The organism is Pedobacter sp. SAFR-022 (genome assembly GCF_051965375.1).
Classification (GTDB): domain Bacteria; phylum Bacteroidota; class Bacteroidia; order Sphingobacteriales; family Sphingobacteriaceae; genus Pedobacter.
Genome location: NZ_JBQCME010000001.1, coordinates 126,252 through 142,429, shown reverse-complemented (window position 1 = coordinate 142,429; position 16,178 = coordinate 126,252). Strand labels below are relative to the sequence as shown.

18 protein-coding genes are annotated in these 16,178 nt (G+C 43.6%); 14 read left to right on the top strand and 4 right to left on the bottom strand.

Going from position 1 to position 16,178, the window contains the following annotated elements; translation table 11 throughout:
• Positions 1-146: 146 nt before the first annotated feature.
• Complete coding sequence (locus ACTHQF_RS00660) at positions 147-1,382, bottom strand: NADP-dependent isocitrate dehydrogenase (protein ID WP_440427812.1); 1,236 nt, start codon at positions 1,380-1,382, stop codon at positions 147-149.
• Positions 1,383-1,478: 96 nt separating this feature from the next.
• On the opposite strand from ACTHQF_RS00660, the gene ACTHQF_RS00655 reads away from it, so the two are divergent.
• Positions 1,479-1,907 (top strand): hypothetical protein, encoded by a 429-nt coding sequence (locus ACTHQF_RS00655; protein ID WP_440427811.1) that lies wholly within the window; start codon positions 1,479-1,481, stop codon positions 1,905-1,907.
• Between the two features lie 3 nt (positions 1,908-1,910).
• Here ACTHQF_RS00655 and ACTHQF_RS00650 read toward each other — a convergent pair whose 3' ends face one another.
• Positions 1,911-3,770, bottom strand: coding sequence for a DNA polymerase III subunit gamma/tau (locus ACTHQF_RS00650; protein ID WP_440427809.1), 1,860 nt, complete (start codon positions 3,768-3,770; stop codon positions 1,911-1,913).
• Between the two features lie 355 nt (positions 3,771-4,125).
• On the opposite strand from ACTHQF_RS00650, the gene ACTHQF_RS00645 reads away from it, so the two are divergent.
• From ACTHQF_RS00645 to ACTHQF_RS00615, 7 genes are all read left to right on the top strand, one after another.
• Positions 4,126-4,731, top strand: a complete 606-nt coding sequence (locus ACTHQF_RS00645; protein ID WP_440427807.1) for an HPP family protein — start codon at positions 4,126-4,128, stop codon at positions 4,729-4,731.
• Between the two features lie 251 nt (positions 4,732-4,982).
• Positions 4,983-5,462: a hypothetical protein gene (locus tag ACTHQF_RS00640; protein WP_440427805.1), complete on the top strand. Its 480-nt coding sequence runs from the start codon at positions 4,983-4,985 to the stop codon at positions 5,460-5,462.
• A gap of 223 nt (positions 5,463-5,685) precedes the next feature.
• Positions 5,686-6,369 carry a DUF4397 domain-containing protein gene (locus ACTHQF_RS00635; protein ID WP_440427804.1) on the top strand — a complete coding sequence of 228 codons (684 nt, stop codon included), beginning with the start codon at positions 5,686-5,688 and terminating at the stop codon, positions 6,367-6,369.
• A 95-nt stretch (positions 6,370-6,464) separates the two neighbouring features.
• A complete protein-coding gene (locus ACTHQF_RS00630; RefSeq protein WP_440427802.1) occupies positions 6,465-7,403 on the top strand; it encodes a glycerophosphodiester phosphodiesterase family protein in 939 nt (312 codons plus the stop codon).
• A 116-nt stretch (positions 7,404-7,519) separates the two neighbouring features.
• Entirely contained in the window at positions 7,520-7,900 is a 381-nt protein-coding gene (locus ACTHQF_RS00625; RefSeq protein WP_440427800.1) for a hypothetical protein, read from the top strand.
• A gap of 80 nt (positions 7,901-7,980) precedes the next feature.
• A complete protein-coding gene (locus ACTHQF_RS00620; RefSeq protein WP_440427798.1) occupies positions 7,981-9,189 on the top strand; it encodes an erythromycin esterase family protein in 1,209 nt (402 codons plus the stop codon).
• A 41-nt stretch (positions 9,190-9,230) separates the two neighbouring features.
• Entirely contained in the window at positions 9,231-10,430 is a 1,200-nt protein-coding gene (locus ACTHQF_RS00615; protein ID WP_440427796.1) for an acyltransferase family protein, read from the top strand.
• Positions 10,431-10,455: 25 nt separating this feature from the next.
• On the opposite strand, the gene ACTHQF_RS00610 is transcribed toward ACTHQF_RS00615, so the two are convergent.
• Positions 10,456-11,739: a chloride channel protein gene (locus tag ACTHQF_RS00610; RefSeq protein ID WP_440427794.1), complete on the bottom strand. Its 1,284-nt coding sequence runs from the start codon at positions 11,737-11,739 to the stop codon at positions 10,456-10,458.
• Between the two features lie 172 nt (positions 11,740-11,911).
• Between ACTHQF_RS00610 and rpsF the strand changes: the two genes are divergently transcribed.
• From rpsF to rplI, 3 genes are read left to right on the top strand one after another with little or no spacing between them, the layout of a single operon-like run.
• A complete protein-coding gene (rpsF, locus tag ACTHQF_RS00605; protein WP_440427792.1) occupies positions 11,912-12,271 on the top strand; it encodes a 30S ribosomal protein S6 in 360 nt (119 codons plus the stop codon).
• Positions 12,271-12,537, top strand: coding sequence for a 30S ribosomal protein S18 (gene rpsR, locus ACTHQF_RS00600; RefSeq protein ID WP_188626327.1), 267 nt, complete (start codon positions 12,271-12,273; stop codon positions 12,535-12,537). The genes rpsF and rpsR overlap by 1 nt, the downstream gene beginning before the upstream one ends.
• Before the next feature lie 9 nt (positions 12,538-12,546).
• A complete protein-coding gene (gene rplI, locus ACTHQF_RS00595; protein WP_440427790.1) occupies positions 12,547-12,990 on the top strand; it encodes a 50S ribosomal protein L9 in 444 nt (147 codons plus the stop codon).
• A 93-nt stretch (positions 12,991-13,083) separates the two neighbouring features.
• Here the strand turns inward: rplI and ACTHQF_RS00590 are convergent, their stop codons facing one another.
• Positions 13,084-14,073 (bottom strand): LGFP repeat-containing protein, encoded by a 990-nt coding sequence (locus ACTHQF_RS00590; RefSeq protein WP_440427788.1) that lies wholly within the window; start codon positions 14,071-14,073, stop codon positions 13,084-13,086.
• A 350-nt stretch (positions 14,074-14,423) separates the two neighbouring features.
• On the opposite strand from ACTHQF_RS00590, the gene ACTHQF_RS00585 reads away from it, so the two are divergent.
• The 3 genes from ACTHQF_RS00585 to ACTHQF_RS00575 are packed head-to-tail and all read left to right on the top strand — an operon-like array spanning position 14,424 to position 16,177.
• On the top strand, positions 14,424-15,053 hold the full coding sequence (locus ACTHQF_RS00585) for an RNA polymerase sigma factor (RefSeq protein ID WP_440427786.1): 630 nt from the start codon (positions 14,424-14,426) through the stop codon (positions 15,051-15,053).
• Positions 15,054-15,055: 2 nt separating this feature from the next.
• Positions 15,056-15,781 carry a tetratricopeptide repeat protein gene (locus ACTHQF_RS00580; RefSeq protein ID WP_440427785.1) on the top strand — a complete coding sequence of 242 codons (726 nt, stop codon included), beginning with the start codon at positions 15,056-15,058 and terminating at the stop codon, positions 15,779-15,781.
• A 9-nt stretch (positions 15,782-15,790) separates the two neighbouring features.
• Positions 15,791-16,177, top strand: coding sequence for a hypothetical protein (locus ACTHQF_RS00575; RefSeq protein WP_440427783.1), 387 nt, complete (start codon positions 15,791-15,793; stop codon positions 16,175-16,177).
• The last annotated feature ends 1 nt before the right edge of the window (position 16,178 follow it).

Genomic DNA, 16,178 nt, shown 5'->3' with positions numbered 1-16,178 from the left:
GCGCAGTTGGTTTTCAGATCGAAGCAGGAAATTACGCGTTGATAGCAGCCTGCACGGCCTGGCCCCCGCTCACATCTGGATCTGTCGATGGCAAAAAAAAGCCGTTCCTGGTTAAAGAAACGGCTTTAATGTATTTAAAAGAAGGACTAGCCTAATTTTGCTTTTAAGTTTTCGTCGATAGCAGCTAAGAACTCCTCCGTGTATAAGTAGTCTTTACCATGCTCAACTTTGTTACCGTGGATACAAACCGCTAAATCTTTAGTCATTTTTCCACTTTCTACAGTTTCGATACAAACCTGCTCTAAAGTATGGCAGAAGTTGATCAACTCTTGGTTGCCATCCAACTGGCCACGGAATTCTAAACCTCTTGTCCAGGCGAAGATCGACGCGATTGGGTTGGTAGAAGTTGGTTTTCCAGCCTGGTGATCACGGTAGTGACGGGTAACTGTACCGTGAGCTGCTTCAGCTTCCATGGTTTTTCCATCTGGTGTAACCAATGTAGAGGTCATTAAACCTAATGAACCAAATCCTTGTGCTACGGTATCAGACTGAACGTCACCATCATAGTTTTTACAAGCCCAAACAAAGTTACCGTTCCACTTCAATGCAGAAGCAACCATGTCATCAATTAAGCGGTGCTCATAAGTGATACCAGCTTCATCAAATTTTTGCTTGTAGTCATTCTGATATATCTCTTCGAAGATATCTTTGAAGCGACCATCGTATTTTTTAAGAATGGTATTTTTAGTAGAAAGATATAAAGGCCATTTTTTCATCAATGCCTGGTTGAAACAAGCATGAGCGAAACCACGGATACTTTCATCTGTATTGTACATTGCTAAAGCAACACCATCACCTTTAAAGTTGTAAACGTCGAACGACTGTACTTCGCCACCATCTTCAGGAGTGAAAGTCAGGGTTAACTTACCTTTACCTTTAGTTACTAGATCCGTTGCACGGTATTGATCACCAAAAGCGTGACGACCAATGCAAATAGGAGCGGTCCAGTTTGGAACCAAACGCGGAACATTGCTCATTACAATTGGCTCACGGAAAACAGTACCATCAAGAATATTACGGATGGTTCCGTTTGGTGATTTCCACATTTGCTTTAAGCCGAATTCTTCCACACGTTGCTCATCAGGTGTGATGGTTGCACACTTAATACCTACACCATATTTTTTAATGGCTTCTGCAGCATCAACGGTTACCTGATCATCTGTTTGATCGCGGTATTCTACACCTAAGTCGTAGTATTTAATATCTAGATCTAAGTAAGGTAAGATCAGTTTATCTTTGATAAATTTCCAGATGATGCGGGTCATCTCATCACCATCAAGCTCTACAACCGGCTGGGTTACTTTAATTTTTTGTACAGACATATACGGGTTCAATTTTAAGTTCGATAGATTTTACAAAGATATAAATCTAAAAACAATTAAAGATTTGAGCAGGTTATTATGATAAAAACCTGAGATATGAACACAAATGAAGAAAATATTCCCGGAAGTGATTTAAGCTCTAAAGATAAATTACACCTTTCAGATCTGGGTGAAGTAAAAGACTTTGAAAACCTGGCTTACGATAAAGACGCCAACAGCTTTACACTGGATGTAAAAGGTGATGATGATGAATATGATCATCCGCTACCTTATGATACCAGCGCGCCAACGGGCGAAGATTTCAATTCCACTTACGATGAGGCTAACCCGCACATTGGCGATGAATATGCGGCAAAAGATGAGCGCCTTGAAGGTGCCTTAGATGATCTTGGTATGCGCATCGATGATGGTGATATTGTGGAGCTTGATCCTGAAGACGAGTTCTTATCGAAAACCCCTGAAGATGACCGTCCGGATCTGGATGAAGAAGGTTACCCCATAAATGATGCCCCTCCAATGCCCTAAGGGCTAAGGATTGATATCCAGGTTAAAGCGCCTGCGCATTTCTTCCAGTTTCGGGTTTTTGCCAAGCAGGTATTGGTATTTCTCGGTACTGGTGTATAAGCGGTTCTGAATTTTCCGTTCCACCTTTTCGGTAACGATGGTCAGATCAAAGTTCTTTAACCTGGATCTTAAAAAGTTTAAAAACTCCACCATTTCACTTTGCAGGATGCTTTCCTGCGCACTATTTTCTATAGCGACCTTAATCTGTGTAGGGCTCTCCAGCTTCGGTGGATTACTTTTCAGGATCGTGAAGAAATTGATCTTATGTGCATCAAAAGCCTTTTTGGTGTATTCCTCCCATAATGCTAAGAGCTGTTCATAGCTGAAAGCTTCCTTATCGTCACCAACAATATATTTCGGCTCCTTATCATCCACGCCAGCAGCAAGGTTTTCCAATGCCGTTAATGAAGGGATCAGCGTGCCCCCAGAACCTATATTGCCATTCAGCTTGATGGACATGCTGCCGCTTTCCGGTTTTAGCTTAATCGGTGTTTCTGGCACCGCTGCAATAGCAGGAATTGCCGCTGTTGATTGGGGCTTATCTGTCGCCGGCTTTGCTACGGGCTCAGGTTCTTTAAAGGTCTGAGCTACTGGCTTTTGATCGTTGCTGTAAGCCTTTTCAACTGCAACGCTGGTCGGCGTTGGCGGCGTTACATTAGTTTTTTTTTTAAGCTGATCTGTGTCAGTTAACGCTTCAGTACCATTTTTCGGCATTTGGGCCAGTTGCAGTACGGATGGGATGTGACACATTTTGATCAGGGCCAGCTCGACCTGCAGTCGTTGATTCTTGCTGTTCTTATAGCTGAGGTCACATTGATTGGCCAGGTTCAAACTGGTAAGAATGAAAGATACCTGGATCTGTTGACTTTGACTTAGATATTTCTGTTTAATGTTTTCACTTACTTCCAGCAATTTAACTGTCATTGGGTCTTTAGCCACAAGCAGATTTCTTAAATGCGTTGCCAGTCCGTTAATGAAATTATTTCCATCGAACCCATTGTTCAGGATTTCATCGAAAAGCACTAGTGCATTGCTCACGTCGGCATTGATCAGGTAATCCGTTAAGCGGAAATAATAGTCATAATCCAGAATGTTGAGGTTATCAATAACCGATTTATAGGTCAGGTTCTTGTTGGTATAACTAACAATCTGGTCGAACATGGATAGTGCATCACGCAAACCGCCGTCGGCTTTCTGCGCAATAATATGCAGTCCGTCTGCTTCAACGTTAATCTGTTCGCGTTGCGCGATCTTATTCAATAAACCCGCAATATCATCTACCTGGATCCGGTTGAAATCGAAGATCTGACAACGGGAAAGGATGGTCGGCAGGATCTTATGCTTTTCTGTTGTAGCCAGAATGAAAATCGCATAGGAAGGTGGTTCTTCCAGGGTTTTCAGGAATGCGTTGAAGGCGTTTGCCGAAAGCATGTGCACCTCATCAATGATGTAGATCTTATACTTGCCGGCTTGCGGTGGAATACGAACCTGTTCAATTAAACTTCTGATATCATCTACCGAGTTATTTGAAGCAGCATCGAGTTCATGGAAGTTAAAAGAATGTCCGGTTTGAAAAGAAACGCAGGACTCACAAACACCACAGGCCTCCTGATCGGGGGTGATATTGGTGCAGTTGATGGTTTTTGCCAGGATCCTTGCGCAGGTTGTTTTTCCGACACCACGGGGACCGCAGAAAAGAAAAGCCTGGGCAAGCTGGTTATTCTTGATGGCATTTTTCAGCGTACCGGTAATATGGTTTTGTCCAACTACGGTTTCGAAAGTAGCTGGGCGATATTTACGGGCAGAAACAATGAAATTTTCCATCGCCACGAAATTAGATAATTTTTGCGTGCCATAGGGAATATGTTGGAAAATAATGCCAGCAGCAAACGTTTCCAAGCCCAGCTGCGCTGTAGCTGCGACATGGTTGAGCCCTGGTCAAGCCGGGGTCCAGCCGCCTATAGCCGGCTCAAGGGCGGGTCAATGCCGGGATAAGGGCGGCTTGAGGGCGGGTCGACCCCAAAGCTGTCTTATCCTTGCCTTCTCCTAGTATAGCTGTACGTGTTTAGCGGTTAATTCTAAACTGCTTATACACTTGGAGTTGTTATTCCGGTTTGAGTTATTCACGCTGTATTTTCACTTAATTGCGACATTTGCGCTTTAGATCCACCCTTCAGGCATGAAACAAAGATTCAGACGGCGGTATCGTACCGCGAAATACATATTTTACAAAGAAACCCTGATCGACTACCGCGAACATTTCTGGACCTTCCTGGGCTCTTTTGTTGGTATTGCGCTCATTGGGTTCATCCATAGCGAGTACCTCACCGTTCACGACAACCTGTTTATCATTGGTTCCTTTGGCGCCAGTTCCGTGCTGATCTATGGAATCATCAACAGTCCGCTGGCGCAACCCAGAAATCTTATTGGTGGCCATGTGGTCTGTGCCTTTGTAGGCGTTTGCGTGTACAAGCTCATTCCAAACGAGCTCTGGCTGAGCTCCGCTTTGTCGGTATCACTGTCCATTGTTGCCATGCAGATCACCAAAACTTTGCATCCGCCGGGTGGCGCAACCGCATTGATCGCGAATATTGGTTCAGAAAAAATACATGCTTTAGGCTTTATGTATGTGTTCAGTCCGGTACTAACCGGCGTCTTGATCCTGCTGCTGGTGGCCATAGTGTTCAACAATGCGACCCCACACCGGAAGTATCCGCACAACAAACACTGGTACAAGCTTTGGAAGCGAAGCTACCGCGGAAAACGTACCAGGAATCCAAAATAGGTTACTGGACTCAGAATAATTTATTCGTACTTTGCTCGAAAGACGCTCACATGTTTAAATCAATCCTATTAACGCTGCTGTGCTTCCTTTGCCTGGATGCCGCCTATGCCCAAAACAGTTCGAAAACAGATAGCTTATATCAAGCAGCCTTACACTGCTACGAGCAGCAAGACAAAGCTCAAGCAATGCAACTTTTCCAGCAAGTGCTACAGTTCAACCCGCTGCATAAAGATGCGTTGTTCAATTTCGGCGTGGTAAATTACGAACTTGGAAATCAAAATAAAGCTTTTGAAATTTTTCAGCAGGGCGTTAAACTGCATGACCGAAATGCTGCTGAACTACTTAAAGAACTCGGGCAACCTATTGCTTATGCAGATACGATGTATTTGGATGATGTAGATACCTTACCAAAGGTTTTGACCAGTAAAGGGCCAGAAGATCTGTTTAGATCAGCTGGGGCGCTAAGTTTTGTTTTACAGGACCAGATCGCTAAAGAAATTATGCAGTCGACTGAAATTCAAAAGCGGCTTGGCAAGAGCAGGAAGCTTTTTGTGACATTAATGTTTTTGGATAACGGTCGCTTAACAGGGGATGTAATTCTCAGTAATGAAGGCCAGGGTCAACATGTTAACATGGTCTTTGAAGGCATTCAGCTATTGCCAGCCAAATATCAGGGAAAGGCAGTTTCTGTATGGGGATTGAATGTTCCTATCTCATTGAATAAAGATTAATTTGTGCCTTAATGCAGACAGAAATGTCTATAAATGGGAACACCTATTTCACAGTTTTTTGCACGGTTTCGAATGTTTATGAATTGTTAAGATTCCCTGTCAGGCACTAAGCAGACTTACTCTTTTAACATCATTATTTTCTGTTCCGGTAGTTTTTGGTTTGCTTCTTGTAAATCCAGCAGTACAAACATCTACTAAATTTTTGAACTTAAAATTTGAAGCTATGAAAAGAACATCAATCTTAAAAAATGTATTAGCGGGGACGTCATTGTTGTTATTTGCGACTTTAATTACATCTTGTAAGAAGGATGACGTTGATGAGGTTGGATCAGCCAATGTGATTGTGGTGAATGCATCAACCGGGTCTTCAGCGCAAACTTTCCAGCTTGCAGGGAATACCGTAAGATCAGGATTAACCTTCGGACAAAATACAGAGTACATCGCGACGAACTCTGGCAATAACCTGCGCGCCATTTTTAAAAATGACGGCTCTGATACTGAATACGCATCTGAGGAGATCGATCTGGTTAACGGCAGAAACTACAGTGTGTTTTTAGCCGGCGACGGTCAGAATGCAAGGGTTAGGGCTTTTGAGGACAACCTGGCTGCGCCAACCAGCGGACAAGCTAAAGTACGATTTGTGCACTTGAGCGATGCTGCACCGGCAAATGTGGATATCCGCCGGGCAAATGGTGACAACCTGGTTGTAAATCTTGAACATGATAAAGCGAGCGATTGGGTAACTGTCGGTCCAGGAGTATTGTCTTTACAGGTATTTGCAGCTGGGCAAACCACAAATCTGGGCAACTTTGATCTGAGTGCATTTGCACCGGATAAGATCTACACCGTTTACGTTGCCGGATCGAATGCTGACGACATCAGTGTTCATCAGATCAGCCATAACTAAAGCATGCGCTCTTAAAAGAAAAGCCGCGGGCACAGCCTTTGCGGCTTTTTTTACGCCTGGAATTTCCATTATCTTTATGTAGTAAATTTCTTAGCATGATAACCCAGAAGTGTGTATATGGCCTTGCTTTCCTATTGACGCTATGTACCTCTTGTGCGAAGAATAATCCTCAGACAAATCACCGCTTAAATATCCGCAATGCCAGGGAACTTCAGGAGTTCTTCCGGTATTCAGGGGAAGACCGGCCGATCATTAGTGGGCACCGGGGTGGTATGATGAAGGGTTATCCTGAAAATTCTATTGCCCTTTTTGAAAACACGCTGCGTTATACGCCGGCCATATACGAAGTGGATCCGCGGCTCACTAAAGACAGCGTTGTGGTACTCCTGCACGATGAAACACTCGAGCGGACAACGACAGGTACCGGGCGCGTCTCTGATTATACCTATGAAGGGCTCAAACAGCTGAAGCTGATTGATATTGAAGGCAAGCTTACCGCCTACCGGATACCTACACTTGTGGAAGCACTGGAATGGAGTAGAGGGAAGACGGTGCTCAACCTGGACAAAAAGGATGTGCCGCTTGCTATGACCGCGAAGATTTTAAGGGAATGTGGTAATGAAGCCGTTCTGGTAAGTGTTGCTAACCCCAAAGAAGCTATGTTTTACTACAATGATAACCCGGAAAGGATGATGACCGCTCATATCAATTCCAAAGCCGTATTCGATGCCTATGTGGCCGCTGGAATTCCATGGAAGAATATCGTAGCCTATGTAGGGCCGCTAAATAAAGCGGAAAATAGGAAGTTATACGAGTTGCTGCATGCGGAAGGGGTGATGTGTATGATATCGGCTGCTTCTTCTTACGACAGGCTGCGCGAACCGGCAAGGCGTGCGGCCAATTACAGGGATGCTTTCTCGCAAGGGATCGATATCCTGGAAACCGATTATCCGGTCGCAGTTGCCGAGGCGATTAAACCGCTCGTGCCTACATCGAGCATTCAGCAGAAATATATCATGATCATGCAGGATTAGTGTGATGCGCAAACGTCCAGAGCTGTATTAAAAATATTACGCCGGAATGGGCTATCTGCTTAAGCATCTGTGGAAATAGTTGTATCTTGAAGCATCAGTTTTTAACAGCTCAACATATGAAAAGTAACCGTATGCTCCTTGCTATCCCCATTCTTGCATTATTAAGTGTATCAGCGCATGCTGCACAAAGCACTGGCTCCACAAACATTCTGGTTAATGTTGCGGAGGATCCCCAGCCCCTGATTAAATCTTTCGCAAGAGATTCCACAAAGTATTCTGCGGACAGGAAGGTTGTATCGCTTTTTGGTGATGCAAAGATTATGTCGAAAGATGTTGCCGTGATTGCAGATGAGATCGTTTATGATGCCACAGCGCAGACTTTGAAAATTAAGAATCTTCAATCGCTTATGGTTAGGAGTAAGGAGCATAAAGGAAAATTTGATGGCTCATCGCTAACGTTAAAGCTAACGGACGCCGGGTACGAAGTTGTTAAATGATGTTTAATAATGTTTTCAATTGCCCTACAATTTCGCTGCCCTTACTTTAGTGTTAACAGAACTGTTAACACCCGTCCTAAATGAGATTACCTAAATTGTGGATACTTGCGGCTTTTGCTTTGTTGCTGAGCCATTCCAATAGCTATGCGCAGCAACAGGATGCCGGCATCCTCGAGGCGTTAAATCGTGTGATCAGGCCAGTTGAGACGCTTGAGCCTGAGGGTAGCTTTTCAGACTTGAACTTTTTGGATGAAGTCATCGCTTCAAAAAATGTAATTGGATTAGGGGAGGTGACGCATGGTACCGCGGAAGTGTTCAGGTACAAGGACAGGCTGATCCGTTATTTGGTAACGAAGCATAGTTTCAAAGCGATCGGTTTTGAAAGCGACTTTATAGCCGTTGAACACCTGGATAATTACATTAATCATGTCGCGGATACCATCAAGGTTGCTGGCGGCTTTCCTTTGAATGATCATACCAGGGTTATGTTGTCCTGGCTCAGAAGCTATAACATGGATAAGTCTGCCGCTGACCGCGTTCATCTTTATGGATTGGAGTTGCGAGGGTTTTATAGCATTTCCGCAAGGATATTGGCTGCAGCACCTGATCTTTCAGCTGCGGACAAACAGATCCTTCAGAAGTTTGCGCGTACGGATTATTACGCATTGACAAAAAGCGACATTTCAAAGTTAAAAGCATCCTTTCCATCCTTGCGGGCAGAGCAGCGCTTGAATTTAGTTTCCCCAGCGGTGTTTAGCCATTACCTGGATATGCTATCAGATGCAATAGAGCACTTTGGTACAACATACGCAGGTGTTCGTGATGAAGCGATGGCGCGAAATGCCAACTGGATGCTTGAGCAAACAAAGAACAAAAAGTTGATTGTTTGGGCACATAACGGCCATGTTTCCAAAGCGCCGCTGTTCCGCATCAAGAAAATGGGACAATATCTGGCGGAAGCACATGATTACTATGTTGTGGCTACGGACTTTAGTGCGGGTGATGTGCTGGTTAGCGTAAAGGATCAAGGGAGAAATAAGCTTCAAGCTGTTCATTATCCAAAGCCAGACTCCCGAAAGATCTACGAGTATTATTTTGAACAACTGAGGTATGAAAACTTCTTTCTGAATCTAAACGCCAGGGAGCAGATGCCAGCCTTAAAGACATTCTTTGAACAGCCCTTAAATATGCGTATGATTGGTTCAACAGCCACACCAGCTTATGTGAAATTGGCAATGGCAAAGCATTTTGATCTGATTGTATTTATAAAAAAGAGTACCGCGAGTTAGCTGCGGTGAATATTGTAGTTTAAAATTTGAATAACACCTGTATGAATCAAGCTGCGCTTCTTTCCGATGCCGATACTTCATCAACGTCCATTAATGACCAATCTGTTCAGGTCAAGGATCACAAAGTAGAATATCTTTCTTCCTTAACCGCATTGCGTGGCATCGCGGCATTGCTGGTGGCGGTGTTTCACTTTGAAATGGCTGCAGCCCGCTTTGTTCCCGCTGCGCAGTCTATGTTCTTTGAAAAATGCTACCTTATGGTTGACTTGTTTTTCATCATGAGCGGATTTATCATGCTGCATGTGTACAGCAAGGATTTTGATGAACGTATTCAAGGTGAGTCTTTGAAGAAGTTTTTTATAGCTCGTTTTGCAAGGGTATATCCATTGCATCTGTTTTCAACGTTACTGCTGGTGGTGATTGTTCGATATCTAACCGACTGGGGCAATCCACCGATCCTTTTGGAACAACCATCCGACATTTTACCGAACATCCTGCTGCTGCATTCCTTTGGATTTACCAAGATCTATTCCTGGAACATTCCCTCCTGGAGCATCAGCGCCGAATATGCCGCCTACCTGTTATTTCCTTTCCTTGCACTGTTTCTGAATAGGAAGCGCTTGATTGCCGTGCTGTTGTTGGCAGTGTTTGTTGTTGCAGCCTACTATTCGATCATGTATGTACTGCCACGGAAAAACCCGATAAACCCCGCCATTCCGGTGCCGCACAATCTGAATACCACGTTTGATTATGGCTATATCCGCGGCATTGCGGGTTTCGTTACCGGCATGCTCGTATATCTGGTTTACGGATTGCAGTCCTTCAAGAGAGCCTTTTCTGGTGATTTTGTTTCCATATTACTGATGCTTGGCATTGGTCTTTCGCTGCATTATGCCTTAAATGACGGTGTTACCGTGTCACTTTTTGCGCTGCTCGTGCTCAGCATCGCTGCAAATACTGGAAAGATAGCAACCTTGTTTAATAGCCGGGTGATGCAGTTCTTAGGTGATATTTCTTATTCCATTTATCTGATGCAGATCTTTTTACAGGAGCCCTTTTCGCATGGCTATCAGCTTCCCGGAACGGTAGGTGTAGGTCGTGGAAGACAGAACATTGAACTTTTCAGCGGCATATTTTATTGCTTGATTTATCTGGTGCTGCTGATAGTGATTTCTTACATCTCTTACCGTTGGCTTGAGCGCCCTTGTCGTAGATTCATCAATCATGCCTGGGGTAAATAATTCAGCCTTAGCCTGTTGTGTGCGGCTAGGCTGCTGTTGGCTTTGCTTCCCCGAACTGTGCATTGATCAGTGGTGTTTTTGGTGCCAGGAAAAATCCCGTAAGGCTCGCAAACATAATCGGTACAAAGTAATGGAAGCCAGTCATGGTAGCTAGCAATACAATGACGCTGATCGGCGTGCGGGTTACGCAGGCATTGATTGCGGCAATGCAGCAAACCATCATCAAAGCGATATTCTGATCCGGGAAGAACCGGTGCAGGATCAACCCAAGTGTGGTGCCAACGAAAAACAATGGAATGATAAATCCACCACGCCAGCCCGAAGTCATGGTAATGGAAATGGCAAGCAATTTTCCCAGAATGATTGCGAAAAGCATGGTCAGGCTCAGGTCAGAGACCAGAAGTTCTGATATTTCATCATGACCGAAATAGCGCGTGATCGGCAACTGATAGCCAATGATGCCTAGGATTAGTCCGCCGATGGCCAGCTTAATGTAAATGGGAACAGGAAAGCTCTTGAAAACGGATTTGAACTGTTTTACCATATAGATAAATAGCCAACCTACTGCGGTGGCAATCATGGCGTAGGCAACAGCATACATCAGGTCGGATAGGTTCGTTTCCACGTAGGGAGGGAAGTTCCAGGTCGGTCCGATGGGGGTACCGGTGATCAGCAGGAAGACAACGAAACTTGCGCAGCTGGCGACAATGGCTGGGATCATCGCTTGATAGTATTGGCTGACGTGTTTATGATGCAGGATTTCGATGGCAAAAAGACTTCCGCCGAGTGGCGAACCGAAGAGCGCAGTAAATGCTGCAGCCATACCGGCGATGGTCAGGGAACGCATATCTTCACCTTTCATCTTGAATTTCCGCGCTACCCAGGTGCCGATGGAACCGGAGACTTGCACCAAAGGTGCTTCGGGACCTAAACTTCCTCCGCTGGAAATACAAAGCAGGGAAGACATGATCATGGAAGGATTGTTCTTCGCGTTCAGCTGTCCGCCTTTGAAGCGGATGTTGTCCACAATCAGATCGATCTCACCGGGGTCGCCAAGCTTTTTAATTACAATACCGGCGAGTAGTCCCGCCAGGGTCATCAAGGGAATGATCCAGAGGCCTTCAACTTTTGATAACAGGTGAATCATTTCTTCGAGCACGAGCCAGTAAGCGCCTGCAGTGACGCCGCCTAGCGCACCAAGCAGGATCCAGAGCCAGAACATCCGACTGAAAACGAAGGGATTAAAGCTGAGGGTATGATTTGCTTTCTGCTTAAGTGCGACGATTTTTCTTTTGTTGCTGTATTCCATAAGCTTGATTGTGCCGCAAAACTACGGGTAAATTTAGGGAAGCACTAATTTTTAAAGCAACAAGGTGATTATCATATACATAAATGCAGTCTGACAGTTTGTTTAAAAGAATATTATTCTTAAGTTTGCATCCCCGTAGTCGATGCGGGATAAACTAAATAATTAAATAACAATGAATCAGTACGAAACTGTTATCGTTCTAACCCCGTTGTTGTCAGAAGAAGTAGCTAAAGAAGCAATTGCGAAATTTAGCAAAATCATCGCTGACAGCGGAGCCGAGATTATCCAAGAGGATAGTTGGGGTTTGAGAAAATTAGCGTATCCGATTGCAAAAAAAGCAAGCGGACATTTCCACCTAACGGAGTACAAAGCGTCAGGTGAATTAATTAACAAATTGGAATTAGAACTAAAACGCGATGAGCGTGTTCTACGTTTCTTAACCGTTAGATTGGACCGTCACGCGGTTGCATACAACGAGAAGAAACGCAGTGGTGCTTTTAACAAAAAACCTAAACAGGAGGCTGCAGTATAATGGCGAAAGATCAAAAAATACAGTATGTTACCGCTCCTAAAGTGGACGATAACAGAAAGAAATATTGCCGTTTCAAAAAGAATGGTATTAAATATATTGATTACAAAGACGCAAACTTCTTGTTGAAATTCATCAATGACCAAGGTAAAATTTTACCACGCCGTTTAACCGGTACTTCATTGAAATTCCAACGTAAAGTGGCTCAGGCGGTAAAACGTTCTCGTCACATTGGTTTGTTACCTTTCGTTGCTGACCAATTAAAATAAGCGCTGAACATGGAAATTATTTTAAAACAAGATATCAAATCCCTAGGGGAGAAAGATGATATCGTGAATGTAAAGCCAGGTTTTGGTCGTAACTACTTAATTCCTCAAGGATTTGCTCAATTGGCTACACCTTCTGCGAAAAAAGTATTGGCTGAAAACTTGAAACAAGCTGCTTTCAAACAAGATAAAATTAAGAAAGATGCTGAAGAGATCGCTACACGTTTAACTGATGTTAAATTGTCTATCGGTGCTAAAGCTGGTGAGTCTGGTAAAATCTTTGGTGCAGTTAACACCATTATGATTGCTGACGCATTGAAACAACAAGGTTTTGATGTTGACCGTCGCCGTATTACTTTTGAAACTGAACCTAAATTTGTTGGTGACTATGTTGCTAACTTAAACTTACACAAAGAAGTGAAAGTTAAAGTTCCTTTCGCAGTAGTAGCGGAGTAATCTTTATTACAAGATAAGAAAAAGCGTTCCGGATTCCGGGACGCTTTTTTTATGGGTATTGTGAAGTCGACAATTGCAAATTCAGTTGCTGTTTTAGGCCGCGAAGTTGGTTATCGTTAAAGTGATGTCAGCAAAATCTCCACCTTCATCCGTATTGCGAACATGGATTGGCTGGGTTATAATGCCATCACGAATTACGGTAAGTGATATGTCGAAAGTGCCGTCAAGATCATCTGTTTCTTCGCTGGTACCCTCGAACAGTTTAACTTTCCCGGTAACAAATACATCTCCTTCAACAGTAGCTATACAATCGACGGTTAACTCCACACGCATTTCGCCTCCTGCTTTTCCTACAAGAGAAATTAGGCCCATTGCAAGCTTGTTTGTAATATAAACCTGGCCTTGACCATTTTGCGAACCGTGTTCATTACTGCCAAATGTCTCATCATCGGTTAATTCCATGTGCGCTGAAACGGTTACTAGTCTGCGAATCACAGGAACATTATCGTTGTCAAGGCCTTGTGGTTTAATTCCTCCATTGTTACCTGAGCTAAAGTCCATCGTGCAGTTTGCTACTGAGGCGCCGGATGCAGGAGACCAAGCAATTTGGCCATGCTGGAAATTGTTAAACCTTCCTGAATTTACACCCAGATCGAGTTCATCAGTAACCGGATAACCGAGATAACTTCTTTCAAACCCGAGATCAGACCAGTGGCGCAGAATCTCGCCGTGGATTTCATGTGCATCAGTTTCAGGCGTCCAATAAATCATTCCACCTTCAAAACGACTGTAACGGCCTATGCCATCAGGTGTTCCTCGCTCATCATGCACTGGATAGCCAAGAAAAGATCGTTCATAGCCCATTGATGCCCATTTCTCTAATATTCTTCCATGCACCTCATTGGCTCCGGTCTTGGGTGTATAGTAAATCATCCCACCGGCGTAGCGTTGATAGTACCCTGTTCCATCAGGACACTTTCCTAGGTTTTCTACAGTGGGTCCCAATAGACCAGTATGGCCACCAAGCTCAGCATGTTTGGCAGCTATGGCTTTCTTAGCAGTGTACTCCAGCGAGAAGTACACGTTATTGATTAAGTCGATAAAAGGAGCACGAAGCTTTACTCTTAATTTGTCTGTTGTTAATTGTGGATTTGGCATTGCTTTGTTATTTAAAAGGTTAGAAATTATTTAACCGCTATTATGAAACGGATGCGGCTTGTTCCGGTTCCAGAGTTTAAAGCATTATACTACCATAGGCTAATCATTTACGTGCTGGTCATCTTCGCCATTATCTTATTAGTCGGAATAAGGAAAAGGAATGGAAACAAAAACATGAAAATAAATTAGCCAATAAGAACCTGTTGATTATAAAGTTATTATGCTTTATTTTTCGTTGAGGTTTGGGTGGAAATTCTTAAATTCAATTCTAATTGATGTACTGGAACATGAAGCTCACTTTGAAGAGGCATACAGAAGATTCTAGGTTGATCATGGGGATTTCAGGAGATCATGATCGACCACAACTTTGGGAAAACAAGTTATACTTAAAATATCGCTACTTGATTAAAGACGCAGCATGGCGGCATAAGTTGACTGAAGATGATGCATCGATGGCCTATTCAGATACCATCCTTTCAATCATCAAGCAAGTCAGGACCAGGCATTTTGAAGAAAAGTCATCGCTGAAAACATATATAAACAAGATTTATCAAAATAAATGTATAGACAGAATCAGAGCAGGTCAAACTAACAAAGAGCGTGGCCGCCAATTAGAGTCGCTTGAAGATTACCTGGATGTTGTCCCTGCAAATGCACGAGATATCATTCAGCACTTAAGTGAAAAGTATGAGGTAGCAAGACTACAGGAACGAATCTCGCGAATGGATGCAAAATGTAAGCAGATTCTAATGGCTTGGGGCGAAGGGTACCACGACCAGGAGATTGCAGCTGATCTTGGATATTTATCTTCAGCAGTCGCAAAAACGTCCCGACTGCGATGCTTGAGTAAGTTGAAGAAAATGTACAACATCGCAGATGTAGCAGGAAGTTTAACTAAAGAATAGTCATGGACGAACGTATTGAGCGGTATCTAGAATCAACGCTAACAGCTTCGGAAAAGCAGGATTTTGAACATGCTTTGCATACAGATCCTACGCTCTCTGAGGATTTGGCTTTTTACATCAAAGCCAAACTCGCACTGCGGGATGCTTCCAGGCGGTCGGAATTGTCGAGAAAACATCAAGAATGGGAGTCTTTAGGATCGGCTAGTGAAAGGGGGATGTTTGAGTCAAACTGGTTAGCCATAGCAGCTGTATTCGTGCTAGTACTTGGATTGTTGCTTTTCTTTAATCCCTTTCACCAATCACCCGAAGACCGGGCCAGGCGTTATGTTTCAAAAGATCTGAAGATTTTGCCTTTACAGTTGAGTTCAACAACAGATACCTTGCAGCTTGCGTTAGCAAAATATAATCAAGGAAATTATGATGACGCTATACGGATGGCATTGCCATTACTTCAGAAAAATCAAAATGATGTGGAAGCACTAGAGGTAATCGGCCTTGCATCTCTACAGAAACAAGATTATGAAAAAGCACTTCATTATTTTCGCAGGATTAGCATTCAAAAGACGCTGTATACTAATCCGGGACACTTTTACGAAGCGCTTACCTTTTTAAACCGGAATGTTAAAACGGATAAGGTTCGAGCAATTGAATTGTTAAGAGATATCGTGCGCAATGATGAAGCGGGAAAAGCAGCGGCACTGAAGCTTTTAAACGAAAAACCAGATTAAACCAAAGTTATGGCAAATACACTAGTATCAAAAAATTTCCTCGCAGGAAAAAGAGGAGAGTTTTGGATGAAAAATCAGATAATACTCCATTATCCTCAGCCTGTAAAAAGTCAGGAGGTCTTCGCCCAGGTGAAGGCATTGGGTGCAGAAAGAATCGATGTTGGTCAACTTCAAGTCAAGATACTAAATAAGGAGCATACCGCATTCCTTGTCATGGGGCCGGGGATACATTCTTGGGGGGAGGAAATTCTATTTAAAGTACATAATCCTAGACCACTACCACCTCCACCGCCTCCTATACTTCCTGATGGTGTTTCTAAGAACAAGCTATGGTTACACTTATCAGGAACAAAACCCAAGGTGTTAACAACGGCTGAAACCTTTAAAACTCGATGAC